Source organism: Sphaerisporangium sp. NPDC051017 (genome assembly GCF_040683095.1).
Lineage (GTDB): Bacteria > Actinomycetota > Actinomycetes > Streptosporangiales > Streptosporangiaceae > Sphaerisporangium.
In genome coordinates, this window is record NZ_JBFBCI010000017.1 from 21523 (window position 1) to 42291 (window position 20769).

Annotated in this window: 16 protein-coding genes and 1 tRNA gene; 13 read left to right on the forward strand and 4 right to left on the reverse strand. The window is 70.8% G+C overall.

Annotated elements, in window-relative coordinates:
• Positions 1-8 precede the first annotated feature (8 nt).
• Together cysC and AB0M95_RS16345 are read right to left on the reverse strand one after the other, a co-directional pair.
• Entirely contained in the window at positions 9-1268 is a 1260-nt protein-coding gene (gene cysC, locus AB0M95_RS16340; RefSeq protein ID WP_363764625.1) for an adenylyl-sulfate kinase, read from the reverse strand.
• Between the two features lie 111 nt (positions 1269-1379).
• The gene (locus AB0M95_RS16345; protein WP_363764628.1) at positions 1380-2111 is read right to left on the reverse strand and encodes a class I SAM-dependent methyltransferase; all 732 of its coding nucleotides are present in this window, start codon (positions 2109-2111) and stop codon (positions 1380-1382) included.
• A gap of 387 nt (positions 2112-2498) precedes the next feature.
• On the opposite strand from AB0M95_RS16345, the gene mfd reads away from it, so the two are divergent.
• From mfd to AB0M95_RS16410, 13 genes are all read left to right on the forward strand, one after another.
• Positions 2499-6074, forward strand: coding sequence for a transcription-repair coupling factor (gene mfd, locus AB0M95_RS16350; RefSeq protein ID WP_363764631.1), 3576 nt, complete (start codon positions 2499-2501; stop codon positions 6072-6074).
• 74 nt (positions 6075-6148) lie between these two features.
• Positions 6149-6823, forward strand: coding sequence for a SurA N-terminal domain-containing protein (locus AB0M95_RS16355; RefSeq protein WP_363764634.1), 675 nt, complete (start codon positions 6149-6151; stop codon positions 6821-6823).
• Positions 6820-7794 carry a MazG family protein gene (locus AB0M95_RS16360; RefSeq protein WP_363764637.1) on the forward strand — a complete coding sequence of 325 codons (975 nt, stop codon included), beginning with the start codon at positions 6820-6822 and terminating at the stop codon, positions 7792-7794. The genes AB0M95_RS16355 and AB0M95_RS16360 overlap by 4 nt, the downstream gene beginning before the upstream one ends.
• 253 nt (positions 7795-8047) lie before the next feature.
• Positions 8048-9325 (forward strand): phosphopyruvate hydratase, encoded by a 1278-nt coding sequence (gene eno / locus AB0M95_RS16365; RefSeq protein WP_358519122.1) that lies wholly within the window; start codon positions 8048-8050, stop codon positions 9323-9325.
• Positions 9326-9382: 57 nt separating this feature from the next.
• A complete protein-coding gene (locus AB0M95_RS16370; protein ID WP_358519124.1) occupies positions 9383-9799 on the forward strand; it encodes a septum formation initiator family protein in 417 nt (138 codons plus the stop codon).
• Between the two features lie 129 nt (positions 9800-9928).
• Positions 9929-10495 (forward strand): DUF501 domain-containing protein, encoded by a 567-nt coding sequence (locus AB0M95_RS16375; protein ID WP_363764641.1) that lies wholly within the window; start codon positions 9929-9931, stop codon positions 10493-10495.
• The gene (locus tag AB0M95_RS16380; RefSeq protein WP_363764644.1) at positions 10492-11427 is read left to right on the forward strand and encodes a Ppx/GppA phosphatase family protein; all 936 of its coding nucleotides are present in this window, start codon (positions 10492-10494) and stop codon (positions 11425-11427) included. Before AB0M95_RS16375 ends, AB0M95_RS16380 begins: the two co-directional genes overlap by 4 nt.
• Before the next feature lie 206 nt (positions 11428-11633).
• Positions 11634-13217, forward strand: coding sequence for an alkaline phosphatase PhoX (locus AB0M95_RS16385; RefSeq protein ID WP_363764647.1), 1584 nt, complete (start codon positions 11634-11636; stop codon positions 13215-13217).
• Positions 13218-13337: 120 nt separating this feature from the next.
• Positions 13338-14132 (forward strand): uracil-DNA glycosylase, encoded by a 795-nt coding sequence (locus AB0M95_RS16390; RefSeq protein WP_363764650.1) that lies wholly within the window; start codon positions 13338-13340, stop codon positions 14130-14132.
• 198 nt (positions 14133-14330) lie between these two features.
• The gene (locus tag AB0M95_RS16395) at positions 14331-15650 is read left to right on the forward strand and encodes an NAD(P)/FAD-dependent oxidoreductase (RefSeq protein ID WP_363764653.1); all 1320 of its coding nucleotides are present in this window, start codon (positions 14331-14333) and stop codon (positions 15648-15650) included.
• 239 nt (positions 15651-15889) lie between these two features.
• Positions 15890-15962: transfer RNA gene (locus AB0M95_RS16400), tRNA-Leu, on the forward strand.
• 646 nt (positions 15963-16608) lie between these two features.
• On the forward strand, positions 16609-17394 hold the full coding sequence (locus AB0M95_RS16405) for a Bax inhibitor-1/YccA family protein (RefSeq protein ID WP_363764656.1): 786 nt from the start codon (positions 16609-16611) through the stop codon (positions 17392-17394).
• A 197-nt stretch (positions 17395-17591) separates the two neighbouring features.
• A complete protein-coding gene (locus AB0M95_RS16410; protein WP_358519139.1) occupies positions 17592-17825 on the forward strand; it encodes a DUF4287 domain-containing protein in 234 nt (77 codons plus the stop codon).
• 147 nt (positions 17826-17972) lie between these two features.
• Here AB0M95_RS16410 and AB0M95_RS16415 read toward each other — a convergent pair whose 3' ends face one another.
• A complete protein-coding gene (locus AB0M95_RS16415) occupies positions 17973-19193 on the reverse strand; it encodes an acetyl-CoA C-acetyltransferase (protein ID WP_363764659.1) in 1221 nt (406 codons plus the stop codon).
• A 156-nt stretch (positions 19194-19349) separates the two neighbouring features.
• Positions 19350-20729: a PQQ-binding-like beta-propeller repeat protein gene (locus tag AB0M95_RS16420; RefSeq protein ID WP_363764662.1), complete on the reverse strand. Its 1380-nt coding sequence runs from the start codon at positions 20727-20729 to the stop codon at positions 19350-19352.
• Positions 20730-20769: the final 40 nt, after the last annotated feature.

A 20769-nucleotide genomic window follows, 5' to 3' on the forward strand; every position in this document is an offset into this window, starting at 1 on the left:
CTGCGAGGTCAGCGCACCCAGCCGCCGGAGGTGAGCAGGCCCAGCACCGAGTCCACAGCGCGGTCGACGGACATGCCGGTGGTGTCCAGCGTCAGGTCGGCGTCGTCGGGCTCCTCGTAGGGGTCCGAGATGCCGGTGAACGCCGGGATCACCCCCGCTCGCGCCTTGGCGTACAGCCCCTTGCGGTCGCGTCGCTCGCACTCGGCGAGCGGCGTGGAGACGTGGACCAGGATGAAGTCGCCGCCGACCGCCTCCACCATGTGCCGCACCTCGTCGCGGGTCGCCGCGTACGGGGCGATCGGCGCGCAGATGGCCAGCCCGCCGTGCCGGGCGACCTCGGCGGCGACGAAGCCGATCCTGCGGATGTTGAGGTCGCGGTCCTGCTTGGAGAACGTCAGCCCCGCCGACAGCAGCCGCCGCACGACGTCGCCGTCCAGGTAGGTGACCGTACGACCGCCGCGTTCGAGCAGGGTGTCGTGCAGACCCCGGGCGATCGTCGACTTGCCCGACCCCGACAGGCCGGTGAAGAAGACCACGACGCCGCGCCGGTGCGGCGGACCGGGCAGCGTAACGGGCTCGGGGTCGGCCATGTGCTCGTGGGCCCCGAACGCGGCGGCGACGTGCTCGCGCAGCTCCAGGTCGATCTCGGGCTCGCGCGGCGCGAGGGGGACGACGGCGACGGCGGTGCCCTTCGGCAGGGCGTCACGGGCCTTGAGCGCCGCGCGCACCACGGCCGGGCCGCCCTCGCCGAAGGCCAGCGGCAGCAGCAGGATCGCCGCGTCCAGCTCGCGGGCGGTCGCGGTGATCTCGTCCAGGTCGTCCAGCGGGCCGCGCATCGTCACGGCCAGCACGGGACGCTCGCCCAGCTCGGCGCGGACCTCGGCGGGGGCGCGGCGCAGGCGGGCGAAGGGGCCGTGCTCGGGCGCGCCCAGCGAGGTGACGGGGCCCGCCACCAGGCCGTCGGCGGTGCGCTCGGTCACCTTCACCACGGCGACGGCGGCGCCCTCGGGGTCGCGCAGCGTGAGCTCCTGGCCGGCCGAGACCGGATGATCGGACGGCACGGTGAGCGTGACCGCGTCGGGCCAGGGCGTGCCGTCGGTGAGCCGCCCGTTCTCGACGACCGACGCGAGGTCGGCCGAGCCGAGGAAGCCGGTCAGCGGGGCGAAGGCCCCGGACAGCAGCAACTCCAGGTCGGCGAGCTCGTGGGCGTCAGGCACCCACTCCAGGACCGGTTCGGCGCCGGCCGTCGTCTGCTCCGCGTTTGCCACAGGGCTCAGGATATTGGCGCGCCACGGCCGCCACGGCCACGGAAGGCATGGCGCGGTCGCCGCCGGCGCGTCCAAGGGGCGCCGGGCCGCTCAGATCAGGGAGGCTTGGCCTCAGATCAGGCGGGCGAAGTGGTTCTGTGGTTTGCGGATCACCAGCGTGATCTCGTCCCGCGTGGCGGGCAGCCGGTCGCCGGAGAGGCGGGCGACCAGCTTGCACGCAGCGCGGGCCAGCCTGGCGTGCGGGCCGCGCAGCGCGGGCCCCGACATCCCGGAATAATCCTCGGCGATCATGAGCCCGCGCATCAGGCAGTAGGAGTGGATGCCCTCGCGGGAGGCGACCTGCTCGTAGATCGCCGGCAGCGGGCCGACCGCGCCCGCCGGGGCGAACCTCGGCCACAGCAGCCTGCGGAACCAGGAGGGCAGGGCGCGGTCGCAGAAGCCGTACGCCGAGGCGCGGTCGCGCATTCTGATCAGCAGCAGGCCGCCGGGGCGCAGCGCGTTGACCATGCGGTCGAGCACGAGCTCGGTGTGCCGCACCCGTTCCAGCAGGAAAGCGGCGTGGACGACGTCGAACGTGCGGGGCAGCAGGGGCGCGGCGCGCAGGTCGCCGAGGAACCGCGCGTCCAGGTCGGAGCGGCGCTCCGTCGAGGCGCGCAGCACGGGCAGGTCTTCGTCGATGCCGGTGACGCGGGTCTCGATGCGCTCCAGATCGATGCCGCCGCCCCGGCCGCACCCGGCGACCAGGATGTCCAGGCGCCGGCCGAGCTGTTCCGTTCTCAGCTCGCGGATCCGGAGGCTGAACACGTCCCCTTGGGTGGCGGGCCACCATCGAACCTCTGACATGTCACTCAGGGTAGTCATTGAAACCCTTTCTGTAGTGGATTTACTTTACGAAGCGGCCACCCCGGGCCAGGGGAGGCCCGCCGCGTCCGGGGCCGTAACCGTCCGGACGGCAACCGGCAAGATCACCTTTATCGGACGGACGGGTGGTTCCCGGCATGAAGGCGCCCGGGGGAAGTAGCCTTGAGGTTGACCCCGGCGACTCGACGAACCGGGGTCGCGCGCGTCGTCGTATAGTGCACAGGGCACCCGGGTGGGTCGTCATGGGTGCCGTCTGTGGCGACCTGCTCAAGTGCGGTGCGCGAGGTGGGTCGCCGTGTGGGGTGTTCGAGTCGAGCGTCGTCCCCGGGCGAACGAGTAGGCGGGCCTGACCACGTGGGGGCATTTCTGATGAGTCTTTCCGGACTGCTCGACCTTGTCATCGCCGAACCTCAGCTCGCCGGGGCGCTGGACCGCTCCGGCGAGGACGTCAACCTGATCGCTCCGCCGGCCCTGCGTCCCTTCGCGGTCGCCGCGCTGGCCCGGCGGCGTCCCGTGCTGGCCGTCACGGCCACCGGGCGCGAGGCCGAAGACCTCGCCGCCGCCCTGACCGGCCTGGTGGGGGACGACGCCATCGCGGTCTTCCCCGCCTGGGAGACGCTGCCCCACGAGCGGCTGTCCCCCCGCAGCGACACCGTGGGCCAGCGCCTGGCCGTGCTGCGCAGACTCGCCCACCCCGTCCCCGGCGACCCGGCCGCAGGCCCGCTGAGCGTGGTCGTGGCGCCGATCCGCGCCCTGCTCCAGCCGCTCGTGACCGGTCTCGGCGACCTGACCCCCGTGCGGCTGCGCTCCGGCGACGACGCCGACCTGGAGGAGGTCGTCGAGCGGCTGGTCGCCAACGGCTACCACCGGGTCGACATGGTGGAGAAGCGCGGCGAGGTCGCGGTGCGCGGCGGCCTGCTGGACGTGTTCCCGCCCACCGAGGAACACCCGCTGCGGCTGGAGTTCTGGGGCGACACGATCGAGGAGATCCGCTGGTTCAAGGTCGCCGACCAGCGCTCGCTCGAGGTCGCCGAGGGCGGCCTGTTCGCCGCGCCCTGCCGCGAACTGCTGCTCACCGACGAGGTCCGCGCACGTGCCCGCGAGCTGGGCGAGGAGCACCCGGCGCTGAAGGAGATCCTCGACCAGCTCGCCGAGGGCATCCCCGTCGAGGGCATGGAGGCGTTCGCGCCCGTCCTGGTCGACGGCATGGACCTGCTGCTCGACCACCTGCCCGCCCGCGCGTCGATCTTCGTCTGCGATCCCGAGCGCATCCGCGGCCGCGCGGTCGAGCTCGTCCACACCAGCCAGGAGTTCCTGGAGGCGTCGTGGATCAACGCCGCCGCCGGGGGCGAGGCCCCGATCGACCTCGGCGCCGCGGCCTTCCGTGACCTGTCCGAAGTGCGCCGCCACGCCCGCGAGCTCGGCCAGCCCTGGTGGACGCTCGCGCCGTTCGCCGCCACCGACCAGGGCGGTGGGCAGGAGGCCCACCCGGCCGCGCCCGGCCCCGGCGACGAGTTGTACGGCGGCAGCGAGGTCATCGAACTGTCCGCCCGTGAGGCCCAGTCCTACCGCGGAGACACCCAGCGGGCGCTCGCCGACATCAAGGGCTGGCTCGGGGAGGGGCGCGCCGTCGTGCTGCTCAGCGAGGGCCACGGCCCCGCCGAGCGCATCGTCGAGCTGCTCAAGGGCGTGGACGTCGCCGCCCGGCTGGTCCCGTCGCTGGACTCCGCCCCCGGCAGGGACGTCGTGCACGTCACCACCGGCCGCGTCGAGCACGGCTTCGTCGGCGACTCGGTGGCCGTCCTCACCCACCTGGACCTGGTCGGGCAGAAGGCCTCGACCAAGGACATGCGCCGCCTGCCGTCCCGCCGCAGGAACATGGTCGACCCGCTCCAGCTCAAGGTCGGCGACCACGTCGTGCACGCCCAGCACGGCGTGGGCCGGTACGTCGAGATGGTGCAGCGCTCGGTGCAGGGCGCCACGCGCGAGTACCTGGTGATCGAGTACGCCAAGGGCGACCGGCTGTACGTCCCGACCGACCAGCTCGACGAGGTAACCCGGTACGTCGGCGGCGAGTCGCCCACGCTCAACCGCATGGGCGGCGCCGACTGGGCCAAGGCCAAGTCCCGGGCGCGCAAGGCCGTCAAGGAGATCGCGGGCGAGCTGATCCGCCTCTACAGCGCCCGCATGGCCTCGCCCGGCCACGCCTTCGCCGCCGACACCCCCTGGCAGCGCGAGATGGAGGACGCCTTCCCCTACGCCGAGACCGGCGACCAGCTCGAGGCCATCGACGAGGTCAAGCGCGACATGGAGCGCGCCGTCCCCATGGACCGGCTGATCTGCGGCGACGTCGGCTACGGCAAGACCGAGATCGCGGTGCGGGCCGCGTTCAAGGCCGTGCAGGACGGCAAACAGGTCGCCGTGCTCGTGCCGACCACGCTGCTCGTCCAGCAGCACCTGTCGACCTTCGGCGAGCGGTTCGCGAGCTTCCCCGTCGCGGTCAAGCCGGTGTCGCGCTTCCAGACAGACGGCGAGATCAAGGCGACGCTGGAAGGGGTCAAGGACGGCGCGGTCGACATCGTGATCGGCACGCACCGCCTGCTCAACCCCGACATCCGGTTCAAGCATCTCGGCCTGATCATCATCGACGAGGAGCAGCGCTTCGGCGTCGAGCACAAAGAGGCCATGAAGCACATGCGCACGCAGGTCGACGTGCTCGCCATGTCGGCGACGCCGATCCCGCGCACGCTGGAGATGGGCCTCACCGGCATCCGCGAGATGTCCACCATCCTCACCCCGCCGGAGGAGCGGCACCCGATCCTCACCTTCGTCGGCCCCTACGACGAGAAGCAGATCGCGGCGGCCGTGCGGCGCGAGCTGATGCGCGACGGCCAGGTGTTCTTCGTCCACAACCGCGTGTCGTCCATCAACCGGGTGGCCGGGCGGCTGCGCGAGCTGGTCCCCGAGTCCAGGGTCGCGGTGGCGCACGGGCAGATGAACGAGCAGCAGCTCGAGAAGATCATGGTGGGCTTCTGGGAGCGCGAGTTCGACGTGCTCGTCAGCACCACGATCGTCGAGTCCGGCCTGGACATCCCCAACGCCAACACGCTGATCGTCGACCGCGCCGACAACTACGGCCTCTCGCAGCTCCACCAGCTCCGCGGCCGGGTCGGGCGCGGACGCGAGCGCGGGTACGCGTACTTCCTGTACCCGCCGGAGGCGCCGCTCACCGAGACCGCGCACGAGCGCCTCGCCACCATCGCCCAGCACACCGAGATGGGCGCCGGCATGTACGTCGCGATGAAGGACCTGGAGATCCGCGGCGCCGGCAACATCCTCGGCGCCGAGCAGTCCGGCCACATCGCCGGGGTGGGTTTCGACCTGTACGTCCGCATGATGGCCGAGGCCGTGCAGGAGCAGAAGGCCAAGCTGTCCGGCGAGGAGGTCACCGAGGAGCGCGCCGACGTCAAGGTCGAGCTGCCGGTCAACGCGCACATCCCGCACGACTACGTCACCTCCGAGCGGCTGCGGCTGGAGGCCTACAAGCGGCTCGCCGCGGTCGCCTCCGACGACGACATCGCCGCGGTCCGCGAGGAGCTCGTCGACCGGTACGGACGCCCGCCGCAGGAGGTCGACAACCTGCTGGAGGTCGCCCGCTTCCGCGTCCACGCGCGCCGGGCCTCGCTGACCGACGTCGCCCTCCAGGGCCAGCACATCCGGTTCGCCCCGGTGAGGCTGAAGGAGTCGCAGCAGGTCCGTCTCGACCGGCTCTACCCCAAGTCGGTCTACAAGGTGGCCGCCGAGACGCTGCTGGTGCCCGTGCCGAAGACCAAGCCGATGGGCGGCCGTCCGTTGCGCGACCTCGAACTGCTCACCTGGTGCACCGACCTGGTCGAGGCCATGTTCCTGGAGCCCGCCAGGGCCGCGGCCGCCGGCAAACGATAGACAGGCGTGGCTCCGTGACGAGACGGTCGCCTGGTTTGAGTAGAGTAGCCCCGCGTCTGCTGAAGGGACCGCTAGTGAAGTCGATTCGTGTGCGCGCTCTGCTGGCCGTCGCGGCCGCCGCGCTGACCTGCGTCGTGCTGACCTCCTGCTCGTCGCCCGTGAGTCTCGGCTCGGCGGCGACCGTCGGCGACCAGCGCATCAGCTCCAGCGAGCTGAACACCCAGATCGCGGAGTACCAGGCGGCGCTGAAGAAGGCCAAGATCTCCGAGGAACAGCTTCAGATCCCCTCGGTGCCGCGCGCGATCCTCCTCCAGCTCGTCTACTTCCGCCAGTTCGAGCAGTTCGCCCAGCGCAACAACATCGTCGTCACCGACGGAGACGTCGACAAGTTCATCACCGAGCAGGGCGGCATGCAGCAGATCGGCCCGGCGGCGCTCAGCAAGGGCGTCCCGCCGTCCGAGACCCGCGAGTGGATCCGCGCGGCCATCGTCTACCAGAAGGGCCTGGAGCGCTTCGGCGCCAACCTGACCGACCAGGCGTCGGTGCAGCAGGCCCAGCTCAAGCTGTTCGGGCAGATGGACACGGTCCCGGTCAAGATCTCCCCGCGCTACGGCACCTGGGACACCCAGCGTGGCCTGGTCGAGGAGGCCCGGTTCGGCAAGCCCGCCGCCGGCGCCGACGCGGCAGCCCCGCAGGACCCGTCCCAGCAGCAGGCCCCCGACCAGTCGGACCCCGCGGCCGGCCAGTGACGCTCGTCGTCGTCACGACCTCGCCCCGGGTGGCGCCGGGGCTGCTGAGCGGGCGGGCGTGGGCGGTCCTCGGGTCGGGGCGGGTGCTCACCGGTTCCGCCGGCCACCCGCTGCTGCCCTACCTCGCCGAAGAGGACATCCCGGTCGAGGTCGTGACGCCCGACCCGGTGGCGCTCGCGCGCGAGAGCCTGGACGCCACGATCATCTGGCTCGCCGCGCAGGACGGCGACGAGCCGTTCATGCGCGCCGTCGGCCGCGCCGCGCTCGACATGCCCGAGCCGCCGGTCATCGAGTTGGTCCCCGGCTCCTACGACCTGCCGGGCGCGCGGTTCGTGGACATGGTCACCGTCATGGACCGCCTGCGGCGCGAGTGCCCGTGGGACGCGCGGCAGACCCACGAGTCGCTGGTGCCCTACCTCCTGGAGGAGGCCTACGAGGTCCTGGAGACCATCGAGGAGGGCGACCACGCCGCCCTGCGTGAGGAGCTCGGCGACCTGCTCTTCCAGGTGGTCTTCCATTCCCGCCTCGCCCAGGAGCGTTCCGGGGAGGACGGTGGCTTCGACGTCGACGATGTGATCCAGGACCTCGTCGACAAGCTGGTCCGTCGCCATCCGCACGTGTTCGCCGGGACCGTGGTGGAGGGCGCCGAGGAGGTCAACGCCAACTGGGACGCGATCAAGGCCGCCGAGCGCGCGGCGAAGGGCCGCGAGTCGTTGCTCGACGGCGTCCCCATGGGCCAGCCCGCGCTGTCCCTCGCCCTCGGGCTGCAGAGCCGCGCCGAGCGGGCGGGCGTCCCCGACAGCCTTTCGCGGGCGGTCGGGCAGGGCATCGGCCGTGAGCTGTTCGACCTCGTACGCCGCGCCCGCGCCGCCGGCCTCGACCCGGAGGCCGAACTACGCGCCGCCGCCCGCGACTACCGCGACCGCGTCCGCGCCTGGGAACGCTCCGCGAAGCCCGGCGAAAAAGCCTGACAGATTCGGGACGCCCCGAACCCGCCGCTCCGCAACGCCCGCCATCCCGGTTCGGGGCGCGGCGGTGTTCTGGAGTCCTCAGGCGCAAGAACGCCGCCTAAAGGGGCGTCCCGAACCCGCCGTGCCGGAGGCGCGGCCATAAGTACAGCCCGATAGGCTCGGGTGGCAAACCGTCCGCTACCACATCGCGCAACGACGGCGCGGTGAAGGGTTCCGGGGGCCCGACCCCGGGCTGACAATCTAGGAGCGCTTCGTGGCTGCCATCGAGGCCATCACCGCCCGCGAGATCCTCGACTCCCGGGGCAACCCGACGGTCGAGGTCGAGATCCTGCTCGACGACTACAGCACCGGCCGCGCCGCGGTCCCGAGCGGTGCGTCCACCGGCCAGTTCGAGGCCGTGGAGCTGCGGGACGGCGACGAGCGCTACGGCGGCAAGGGCGCCCAGAAGGCCGTGCTCAACGTCACCGACGAGATCGCCGAGGAGCTCATCGGCTACGACGCCGAAGAGCAGCGCCTCGTCGACCAGGCCATGATCGACCTCGACGGCACCCCCAACAAGAGCCGTCTCGGCGCCAACGCCATCCTCGGCGTCTCCCTCGCCCTGGCCAAGGCGGCCGCCGACAGCGCCGACCTCCCGCTGTTCCGCTACGTCGGCGGGCCGAACGCCCACGTGCTGCCGGTGCCGATGATGAACATCCTCAACGGTGGCGCGCACGCCGACAGCAATGTCGACATCCAGGAGTTCATGATCGCGCCGATCGGCGCGTCCACGTTCTCCGAGGCCGTGCGCGTCGGCGCCGAGACCTACCAGGCGCTCAAGAGCGTGCTCAAGCAGAAGGGCTACTCCACCGGCCTCGGCGACGAGGGCGGCTTCGCGCCCAGCCTGCCGAGCAACCGCGACGCCCTCGACCTGATCCTCGTCGCCATCGAGAAGGCCGGGTACACCCCGGGTGAGGACATCGCGCTCGCGCTCGACGTCGCGGCCACCGAGTTCCACTCCGGCGGCGTGTACACCCTGGACGGCAAGGGCAACTCCTCCGACGAGCTGATCGCCTTCTACGAGGACCTGGTCCGCTCCTACCCGCTGGTCTCCATCGAGGACCCGCTGGACGAGGAGGATTGGGAGGGCTGGAAGGCCATCACCGCCGCCCTCGGCGGCAAGGTGCAGCTCGTCGGCGACGACCTGTTCGTCACCAACCCCGAGCGCCTTGAGCGCGGCATCCGCGAGGGCGCCGCGAACGCGCTGCTGGTCAAGGTCAACCAGATCGGCACGCTGTCGGAGACGCTGGACGCGGTCGACCTCGCCCACCGCAACGGCTACCGCTGCATGATGAGCCACCGCTCCGGCGAGACCGAGGACACCACGATCGCCGACCTCGCCGTCGCCACCAACTGCGGCCAGATCAAGACCGGCGCCCCGGCCCGCTCGGACCGCGTCGCCAAGTACAACCAGCTCCTGCGCATCGAGGAACTGCTGGACGATGTCGCCCGCTACGCGGGTCGCGGAGCTTTTCCGCGCTTCCAGAGCTAGTTTTCTCCGTACGGCTTGCGCGGATATGCGCGCAAGCCGTACGGACCTGGGAGGAGCATGAGGAAACGACCGCAGCTGACGGGCAGGGCCGCGATCCTCGCGGTCGTGGTGTGCGCGATCGCCATGAGCCTCGCCTATCCCGTCCGCGAGTACGTCGCCCAGCGGCGCCAGATCGCCCAGCTCGAGCAGCAGCAGGCCCAGGCCCTGAAGGATCTTCAGGAGCTCGACGAGCGCGGCAGGATGCTCGCCGACCCGGCGTACATCGCGCGGCAGGCCAAGGCCCGGCTGCACTTCTGCGAGGTGGGCGAGAAGTGCATCGTCCTGCGCGACGCCTCGAAGAAGGCGCAGCGTCCGAAGCCCGGCGCGGCCCCCGCGGCGACGCCTCCCTGGTACCAGACCCTGTGGGAGTCGGTGGAGGCCGCCGACCGCGGCACCGGCCGCCGCGCCGAGCCTTCGCGCACCCCGGCCCCGTAGGGCGCCCGGACCGCGCCGGGCCACGTATCGTCTCAGGGGGCCCGGCGCGACGAGCCGAGGCGCCGGGGAACGTCCGTGAAGACCGCGCCGGGAGATCCCGGGCGGGGGAATGCTGGGGAGCAGCCGACGATGGTGGATCCGGCCGACGTGGCCGTGGTGGAGCAGCAGCTCGGCAGGCCGCCGAGGGGTGTGCGGGCCGTGGCGCACCGCTGCCCGTGCGGGCTGCCGGACGTCGTGGAGACCACTCCCCGGCTGCCGGACGGCTCGCCCTTCCCGACGCTCTTCTATCTGACCTGCCCGAAGGCGGCTTCGGCCATCGGCACGCTGGAGTCGTCCGGCGTGATGAAGCGCATGCAGGCCCGCCTCGCCGAGGATCCTGCCCTGGCCGAGGCGTACGCGCGTGCCCACGCCGGGTACGTCGAGCGGCGCGACAAGGCCGCCTCCGAGGACGGCGTCGAGCCTCTGCCCCGCGGCATGCAGAGCGCGGGCGGCATGCCCGACCGCGTGAAGTGCCTGCACGCCCTGGTGGGCCACGAGCTGGCCATGCCGGGCTCCAACCCCTTCGGCCGCGAGGCCCTCGACGCCCTGCCCGACTGGTGGTGCGACGGCCCGTGCGTCCAGTCGGGCACACCAGTCCCAGGGGCCACTCCAGAGGGCGCCCCCGCGGCCCCCAGAACCCCCCAGGAGGACGTATGACGCGCGTCGCGGCCATCGACTGCGGGACCAACTCCGTACGTCTCCTGATCGCCGACATCGACGACGGCGCCGCGCCGGTCGACGTCGAGCGGCGCATGGAGATCGTCCGCCTCGGCGAGGGCGTCGACCGCACCGGGCGGCTGGCCCCCGAGGCGCTGGAGCGCACGTTCACCGCCATGCGCGGCTACGCCAAGCTGATCGAGGACCACGGCGCCGCGCGGGTGCGCGTGGTCGCCACCAGTGCCACCCGTGACGCCGCCAACCGCGACGACTTCACCACCGGGGTCCGCGACATCTTCGGCGTCGACCCCGAGGTCGTCACCGGCGCGGAGGAGGCCCACCTGTCCTTCCTCGGCGCCACCACCGGGCTCACCGGCGCCACCACCGGGCTCACCGGCGTCGAGCACCCCGTGCTGGTCGTGGACATCGGCGGCGGTTCGACCGAGTTCGTCCTCGGCTCCTCCGACGTCGACAGCGCCCTGTCGGTCGACATCGGCTGTGTCCGCATGACCGAGCGCCACCTGGCCTCCGGCGCGACCCCCGAGGCCGTGGCGGCGGCCGTCGCCGACATCGAGGCCGCCCTCGACCGCGTCGCCGAGGCGGTCCCCGTGGGCCGCGCGCGTACGCTGATCGGCCTCGCCGGCTCGGTCACCACCGTCGCCGGCATCGCCCTCGACCTGCCCGCCTACGACCCGGCCCGCATCCACGGCGCCAGGATCGCGACCGCCCGCGTCCACGAGGTCTCCCAGCGCCTGCTCGCCATGACGCACGACGAGCGCGCGGCGATCTCCGTCATGCACCCGGGGCGGGTCGACGTCATCGGCGCCGGCGCCCTCATCCTGGACCGCATCCTCGCCCGCCACGCCTTCCCCGAGGTCCTGGTGAGCGAGCACGACATCCTCGACGGCATCGCCCGGAGCCTTCTCGGCTGAGCTCCAGCAGTTGAAGGCCCAAGCGGGCCCGGGTAAGTGGTCCCCGGCACACGGGTCACGCCGTCCGCAGGGGGGAAGGCGGGCGGGGCAGCTGTTCGCGTGTTGTTCGCCCCGTGAGCGAGTGACGGTTCAAAGGGCAGGGCGCGCCACCTCTAGGTTCTCAGAGCCGGACCGGCAGATCTTGAACGATGACCGAAGGAAACACCGTGCCCTCTCGCGTACGTACCGTCTTTGTGGGAGCGACCGCCGTGGTCGCCTCCCTGGCCCTGCCAACCGCGAGCTTTGCCGACCACGACCATGACCGGGACAAGAAGTCCTCCGTTTCGACGGGTCCCACCACGACCGTCTCGCCATACGTCCTTCCCGTCGCGAACGGCGTCAGCGTCACCTCGCTCCTGACCGTCGGGGACAAGCCGGCGGGCAATGGTTACCGGATGGTCGGCATCCCCGACGGCCTCGGGGCCTACCGGAGCGGCCGTGACCTGACCGTCTACATGAACCAGGAACTCGGCGCGACCTCCGGCATCGTTCGGGCGCACGGCCAGAAGGGCGCCTTCGTCTCCAAGCTGCGGATCGACGCGCGCACCGGCGCGGTCAAGAGCGGCTCCGACCTGATCACGTCCGTCAAGTACTGGGACTACCCCGGCCAGACGTGGGGGAGCGCCCCCGTGGCTCCGGCGGGTGCGGCCGCGGGCACGCATGTCGCCGCCTTCAACCGCTTCTGCTCCGGCGCGCTCACCGACCCGGGCCAGCTGTTCAACCGGCGGACCGGCAAGGGTTACTACGGCCGCGTCTACTTCGCCAACGAGGAGGGCGGCGACGAGAGCCGCGCCTTCGGCGTCACCGCGGACGGCCAGGCCGTCCAGCTTCCGCGCCTCGGCCTGTTCTCCTGGGAGAACACCCTGGCCGCGGAGAACAAGACCGACACCACCCTCGTGCTCGGGAACGAGGACGGCGGCTCGGGTCAGATCCGCGTCTACGCCGGGCGCAAGCAGTCTTCCGGCTCCCCGGTGGAGAAGGCCGGCCTGACCAACGGCACGCTGGGCGTCATCGACGTGGCGAGTCACGCGGTGGCCACCGACGCCGAGTTCCGCGCCAAGTACGGCAAGAACGCCCCGGTCAAGGTGACGGTCAACCAGCTCGACTGGACCGTGAACGGCAAGCAGCAGAACATCGACGCCGAGAAGGCGGGCCTGAGCCTCAACCGCATCGAGGACGGCGCCTTCGACCCGAACCGCCCCAACGACTACTACTTCGTGACGACCGCGGGCGGCGACTCCACTCCGGCCCAGGCCGGGGTGCCGCGCAACGGCGGTGGCCTGTGGCGGCTGCGGTTCGCCGACATCGAGCGTCCGGAGAAGGGCGGCACGCTGACCCTGCTGCTCGACGGCAGCGAGGCGCCGTACCTGAACATGCCCGACAACATTGCGATCGACCACGAGGGCAACCTGCTCCTGCAGGAGGACCCGGGCAACAACCCGCACATCTCTCGGGTGCTGGCGTACCGGATCAAGGACGGCGCTCTCGGCGTCCTCGCTCAGTTCGACCCCAAGCGCTTCGCCCCGAACGCCGACCCCGCTTCGTTCCTGACCACGGACGAGGAGTCGAGCGGCATCATCGACGCCAGCGACCTGCTCGGTGAGGGCACGTTCCTCCTCGACGCGCAGGTGCACACCGCCAAGGGCCTCGCTGCGGGCACCGGTCCGGGCACCGTCGAGGAGTACGTCGAGAACGGCCAGCTGCTGACCCTGACCGTGAAGTCATGGAAGTCGGTCTACGCCGCCAAGTGACGAAACGAACGGCCCTTCCCGGCATCGCCCGGGGAGGGCCGTTCCCCATTGCCGGAGTCCCGGCTCGTCGTGGCCGTGCATGGTGTGCGGGCAGCGCGCGGAGCTGGCACGATCGGACGTATGAGTCACGTTCCCCCTGGTAGTGGATGGCCGGGCGACCCGGCCACGCCGGAAACGCCTGTGGCGGCCGGGCCCGAGGACGTTCGGGGGCTGGCCCGCGAGAGCCGTGATCTCGGGGAGCTCACCGCGAGGCAGTCGGTGTGCCGGGCGTGCCCGCGGCTGGTGGAGTGGCGCGAGGAGGTCGCGGACGTCAAGCGCCGGGCGTTCGCCGGCGAGACGTACTGGGGACGGCCCGTCGCGGGGTGGGGGGACGACAAGCCGCGCGTCCTGATCGTCGGGCTGGCCCCGGCGGCGCACGGCGGCAACCGCACCGGGCGGGTGTTCACCGGCGACCGCAGCGGCGACTGGCTGTTCGCGTCCCTGTACCGCACGGGACTGGCGGCCCAGCCCACCAGCACGCACGCGGCCGACGGCCAGCGGCTGATCGGCGCGCGCCTGGTCGCCGCCGTCCGCTGCGCCCCGCCGGCCAACAAGCCGACGATCGAGGAGCGCGCCACGTGCTTCCCGTGGCTGGCCCGCGAGCTTGAGCTGGTCGCCGACCCGCTGCGCGTGATCGTCGCCCTGGGCGGCTACGCCTGGCAGGCCGTCTGGCCCGCGCTGAAGGCCGCCGCGTACACCCTTCCCAGCCGCAGGCCGCCCTTCGGCCACGGGGTGGAGGTCGAGATCGCCTACGACGGGACGCCGATCCGCCTCATCGGCTGCTACCACCCGAGCCAGCAGAACACCTTCACCGGCCGCGTCACCGACCAGATGCTGGACGCGATCTTCGCCAGGGCCGCCGAGCTGGGAGGGTAGGGCGGTGCGCCGCCCGGCCGTGGGTGAAGTGCGGCACTAGAGGAAAGTTTCACGGAACTTCACCGGCGAAACCTGGGCGATGTGCGCCTTCCAGGAAAAATCTTGGTTCTGCGCAATTATCCGATTGGCGCTGAGACCTCCTCGTGACGTAAGATTGTGAATGGTTTCACAAGCGACCATGCGCAAAGGGGCACTTACGTGGACCACAAGGCGAAGCACATCCTCATCGTCGGTGGAGGGTACGTCGGTCTCTACACGGGCCTGCGGCTCCAGCGCGGCCTGCGCAAGGAGCTCGCGTCCGGCAGCGTCCGCATCACGGTCATCGACCCGCAGTCCTACATGACCTACCAGCCCTTCCTCCCGGAGGCCGCGGCGGGCAACCTGTCCCCGCGCCACGTCGTCACGCCGCTGCGCCGGGTCCTCCCCAAGGTCCGCATCCTCAACGGCAAGGTCACCAAGGTCCATCACGAGAACAAGACCGCGACGTTCGTCCCGAACTCGGGCCCGAGCGAGGAGATCGCGTACGACGTCATCGTCATGGCGGCCGGGTCGATCTCCCGTACGCTGCCCATCCCGGGCCTCGCGGACGCCGCGATCGGCTTCAAGACGGTCGGCGAGGCCATCGCGCTGCGCAACCGCGTCCTGGCCCTGTTCGACCGGGCCGACTCGACCGAGGACGAGCAGGTGCGCCGCCGCGCGCTGACGTTCGTCGTCGTGGGCGCGGGGTTCGCGGGCGTGGAGGCGCTGGCCGAGCTTGAGGACATGGGCAGGGACGCGGTGAAGTACTACGACTCGCTCAGCGAGAAGGACCTGCGCTGGGTGCTCGTCGAGGCGAGCGACCGCATCCTGCCGGAGGTCGGCCCCGAGATGGGCCGGTGGACGCTGGAGGAACTGCGCGAGCGCGGCATCGAGGTCAAGATGGAGACGCTGCTGAAGTCCTGCGTGGGCGGCAACGTGGTGCTCTCCGACGGCGAGGAGTTCGAGTCGGCCACGATCGTCTGGACGGCCGGCGTCAAGCCGAGCCCGGTCGTGAACGCCGGTGACCTGCCGCTGGACGAGCGCGGGCGCGTCAAGACCTCGACCAAGCTGACCGTCGTGGGCGTCAAGGACGCCTTCGCGGCCGGAGACGTCGCGGGGGTGCCCGACATGACCAACCCCGGCCAGTACTGCGCGCCCAACGCCCAGCACGCCGTCCGCCAGGCCAAGGTGCTGGCCGACAACATCGTCCGTGGCATCCGGGGGCTCCCGCTCGAGGACTACCGCCACAAGTACGCGGGGTCGGTCGCGGGGCTCGGCCTGTACAAGGGCGTCGCGAACGTCTACGGGGTCAAGCTTCATGGATTGCCTGCGTGGTTCATGCACCGGACCTACCATCTGTCCCGGGTGCCTACGTTGAACCGCAAGGTCCGCGTGGTCGCCGACTGGACCCTCGCCCTCTTCTTCAAGCGGGAGACCGTCTCGCTGGGCGAGATCGAGTCGCCTCGCGAGCAGTTCAAGGCGGCCGCCGCCACAGGCTGACGGCCTCACGGTTCCGGTACGGCTCGCGCCTGCACGACTCGGGCGCGGGCCGTACTGTTCTGTGGAGGGATAACGAAGGTGACGCGGTGAATTCTGGCGAGTTGAGCGGTCTGTTGTTCATTGCCCGAGTCGCGAGGGCGCGGGGCGTATACGGTTATCTTGCGCAGTACGGAAGGAAGAGCAGAGACGTGGGCTCTGACCCGTTACGCAAGTGTGGTCCGTTACGTATGATTTACGGCGCCCCCGTAGCCCAATGGCAGAGGCAAACCCCTTAAAAGGGTTCCAGTGTGGGTTCGAGTCCCACCGGGGGCACCCCTGCCGACTATATGAAACACCCCTGATGGCAGTAACGCTCCCGAAGAGCTATATCCTTGTCGGTTTGGCGCTCGCCACGGGACATTCTGGGTAAGCCCCGAAACCCCTCAAGAGGCGGACCGCTTCCCCTCCGCCATGAATCGTTACCATTCCGTGCCGTCTCGCCGTTATCGGTTCCCGGCCCCCGCCGAGCCGCTCTCCGGCCCTACGGCGGCTCCCGCCGGCGAACGACCGCCGGGCGGTTCGGAACCGCAAACGACTTCTGGAGCGTATAGCCCGAAAGAACCGGTTTTCCGAAGAACGTAACGTAACAAGCCTCCTTATCCCCGCGAATCTCGCCACGCGTACACCGCGTCCCCTAGCATCCGCCCCCGCCCGAATCCCGCGGCGGGGCGCCAGGCCCGCCGCTTCCCGTCGGGCCTCCGCCGCAGGTGATCGAAACGCAATGTTCGGGGCGGAACTCGGGTGCGGGGCCGGTCGTTGTACCCGTTGCCGCTGGAGGTCGGTGTGTGCCGAAGTCCGGGGGCGATTCGCGCCAGGGTCTCTCCTGGCGCAATGACGGATGTAAAGCTATGCGCTACAGGCGGCACTCCCTGTGAGGCTCGACCGAACAGGCTGATCGCAGGTCGCAGTGGAGGCAGTGATGCAGAGCAGGAACCCGGTTCTCAGCAAACTGGGCCGAAACAACCAGTCCGGGGCAGGCCACGGCGTGAGCCCGCAGTACCTGCAGGACATGTACAACGCCCCGTCGTACGCACCGCCCACCGCGACGCGGCCGATGACGATCGACGACGTCGTCGTCCGGGGGTTCATCACCCTCGGCACGCTGGTGGTGGCGGCCGCGGCGGCCTGGTACCTCAACCTCGGCTGGGGCGTCGCCGCGCCCGCCGCGATCGTGGGACTGGTCCTCGGCCTGATCGTCTCGTTCCGCCAGAGCACGAACCCCGCGCTGATCCTCGGATACTCCGTCGCCTACGGCATCGCCATCGGCGTGATCAGCAAGATGTACAACTATCTGTACGAAGGCATCGTGTTCCAGGCGGTGCTCGGCACGATGGTGGCCTTCGCGGGCGTCCTCGCGGTGTACGCGCTCAAGGTCTTCCGGCCCACACCGAAGTTCACCAAGTTCGTCGTCGCGGCGGGCTTCGCCGCGGTCGGCCTGATGCTGCTGAACTGGATCGTCAGCATCTTCACCCACGGCGGCCTCGGGCTGCGCAGCGACAGCCCCATCGGCTGGATCTTCAGCGTCGCGATGATCCTGCTCGGCTGCTTCTTCCTGCTCCTCGACTTCGACTCGATCGAGCAGGGCGTCCGCGCCGGCGTCCCCGAGAAGTACTCCTGGCTGATGGCCTTCGGCCTCACGGTGAGCCTCGTCTGGCTGTACCTGGAGATCCTCCGCTTCATCAGCTATTTCTTCAACAACGACTAAGGATTTCGGTCAGGACGTCCCGCCGCCGGGCGGCGGGGCGTCGATCCCTCCGGCATGCTCACCTGAGCTTTGGGTAAGCCCACAGAACGCCACCAACGATCTACCTCGTGTAAGGGAAGCCTGGCCATTAGGGTCTTGCCATCGCGGGGCTGGTGATGCAGTGTCTAGCAAAAGAGGCTTCACTCATGGAGGTGCCCATGTCGTTGAACCACTCACCGGAGACGCAGAACAAGCTGATTGCCAGGGTTCCGGACATCACCGGACGCGCACTCCCAGAGTGGTTCCAAGCCATCGACAACGGCCCGGCGTTCCTTCGTTGTGACGAGCGGGCCAACTGGCTCGCCGACGAGCACGGGCTGACCCATGGCTACGCGGCCGCGATCGTCATCGAGCACGAGCGGCAGCGCCGTTCGCGTATGGGCTACATGTAAGCCCCTACGCCCACCCATGTGCGCCCACGTCAGCACACGACGTGGGCGCACATGTCGTGAGGGCCGGATCATCATGAAGACATGGATCTCGACAAGGCCCGTGACTTCATCCGGAACAACCACCCACGTTCAGCATGATCTGGGCGATCATCTGAGCCGCTCCAGCACCATGGCCATGCCCTGGCCGCCGCCCACGCACATCGTCTCCAGGCCGATCGACTTGTCGTGGAAACGCAGGCTGTTGATCAGCGTGGAGGTGATCCGGGCGCCCGTCATGCCGAACGGGTGCCCGACGGCGATGGCGCCTCCGTTGACGTTCAGCCGGTCCAGGTCGATCCCGAGCCCCTGGTAGGACGGGATGACCTGCGCGGCGAAGGCCTCGTTGATCTCGACCAGATCGACGTCGCCGATCGCCATCCCGGCCCGTCCGAGCGCCTGCCGGCTCGCCTCGACGGGCCCGAGGCCCATGATCTCGGGTGAGAGGCCGGTCACGCCGGTCGACACGATGCGCGCCAGGGGCGTGATGCCCAGCTCCGCGGCCTTCACGTCGCTCATCACGATCAGCGCGGCGGCGCCGTCGTTCAGCGGGCAGCAGTTGCCCGCGGTGACGGTGCCGTCGGGCCGGAAGACCGGCTTGAGCCGCGAGACCGCCTCGTAGGTCGTGCCGGCCCTCGGCCCGTCGTCCTTGCCGACGACCGTCCCGTCGGGCAGCGTGACCGGGGTGATGTCCTGCTCCCAGAAGCCGTTCGCGAGGGCCTTCTCGGCGAGGTTCTGCGACCGGACGCCGAACTCGTCCTGCTCCTGACGGGTCACGCCCTTCAACTCGGCGACGTTCTCGGCGGTCTGGCCCATGGCGATGTAGACGTCGGGCAGCAGGCCCTTCTGGCGAGGGTCGCGCCACTCGGGGCCGCCGCCCTCGGCCCGCTTGTCGGTGCGCCCCTTGGCGTCCAGGAACAGCGGGTTGGTGGTCTCGGGCAGGGTGTCGGAGTTGCCCTTGGTGAAGCGCGAGACCATCTCGACGCCCGCCGAGATGAAGATGTCCCCTTCGCCCGCCTTGATGGCGTGGAAGGCCATGCGCGTGGTCTGCAGCGACGACGAGCAGTAGCGCGTGACCGTCGTGCCCGGCACGCCGTCGAGGCCGAGCAGCACCGCCACCACGCGGGCCATGTTGAAGCCCTGCTCGCCGCCCGGCAGGCCGCAGCCCAGCATCAGGTCGTCGACGTCGTTCGGGTCGAGCTGGGGCACCTTGTCGAGCGCGGCCTTGATCATCTGAACGGTCAGGTCGTCGGGACGGATCTCCTTCAGCGACCCCTTGAAGGCTCGGCCGATGGGCGAACGTGCGGTCGCGACGATGACTGCCTCGGGCATGTGGCTCTCCTGAGTTCGTGGCCGGGCGGGGCTCCCACTGCGGAGGTTACCGCGCGGTAGGCCGGATGCCACGTCACGGGGGCCTAGAAACAGAACTATGTACGGTAAAGAGGGCCCCGGCGCGCGACCGCGGGCCCTCGGCCGCCGGAGCGGCGGTCAGCCGTACATGCCAGGGGCGGTGGCCTTCGCGTCCTCAACGGCGTTCAGCGCGCCCTTCTCGTCCCGCCAGAGGCGCCAGCCGTCCTGGCCGCCGGTGAACCACACGGGCGGCGCGCCGGACCCGGGCACGCGCTTGCCGGTCGCCAGGTCGAACTCGCACAGCGACGCCACCGAGTAGAAGCCGCCGGGAGTGCCGGCGAGCGGCAGCGGCTTGGGGTCGGTGACGCAGAACGACCAGCCGCGCCGCCCGCCCACGGGGGTGGGCCGGCCCGAGGGCAGCTCGAACGCGGCCCCGGACGCGCCGGGCTTGAGGAAGTCGAGCCGCGCCATGTCGCCGGGGAAGGCCAGCCACCAGCCCGTGCCGGGCACCTGGTCGGCGGTGATCTGGCCGAGCACCCGGCCGGACACCGGGTCGAGCCGGGCGAATCCGCCGTACTGCCCCCGCTCGTCCACCGGGCGGACCACCGGGGCGTACCCGGGGCTGCCGCTCGGGTACACGCGGACCACCGACGGCCGGAGCCAGTTGACCGTGCCGTCCGCGAGGGCGACCGAGAACAGGCCGAAGGACGACGCCTTCTTCTTGCCGGGAGGGGTGTACGGCGCGACGTACCCGACCAGGTCGCCGCCGGACGCGCCGAAGGCCCAGCCGCCGGACAGGTCGACGCCGGGGCTGAGCGCCTGCTCGACGGGGAGCCGCCAGGCGGGCTTGCCCGTCTTCACGTCGTGCGAGGCGAGGACGGGGTGCGTGGCGAGGTGGAGCATGACGACCTTTGAGGAGTCGGACCATTCGACCTCGGCGATGCCGGGCACCTTCCACAGCACCGCGCCGGTGAGCGGGTCGAGCACGACCATGCGCGCCGAGGCCAGCGCGGTGTTCTCCGACAGGCACAGGCGGCCGCCACAGGGCTGCGGGCCGAAGGTCGAGTGCACCGGACGGGTCCAGAGTTGGCGCCCGGTGCGCGCGTCACGGGCGACGAGCGTGGCGTTCCACGTGCGGCCCTTGCCGCCGGGCCCGGCCGGGGCGACCGCGGCGACGACCGCCTGGCCGGGGGTGGTCTGGCCTGGGTTGGTCTGTACGGCGGCGGGTGGCTGCACCCCCATGCCGGGCAGCCGGCCCGCGATCTCCGCCGGGTGCGCCCACAGCTTCTTCCCGCTGCTCAGGTCGAGGGCCGCGGTCTCCAGCGAGCCGTCCGGCGTCATGGAGGTGACGGTGGCCACGCCCGCGGCCACGGCGGCTCGGCTGACGGCGTTGACCTCGGCGTTGCGCCAGGTGCGATGGGTCTCCTCGGTGGCCGCCTTGCTGGTGGAGCAGCCGGTGAGGGCGAGCACCCCGGCGAGCGCCAAGGCCGGTTTCGTGAGGGGCCGGAACACGGGCATTGCACTCCAATGTGGGCAGAGTGACGACTCTGCCGCGGAG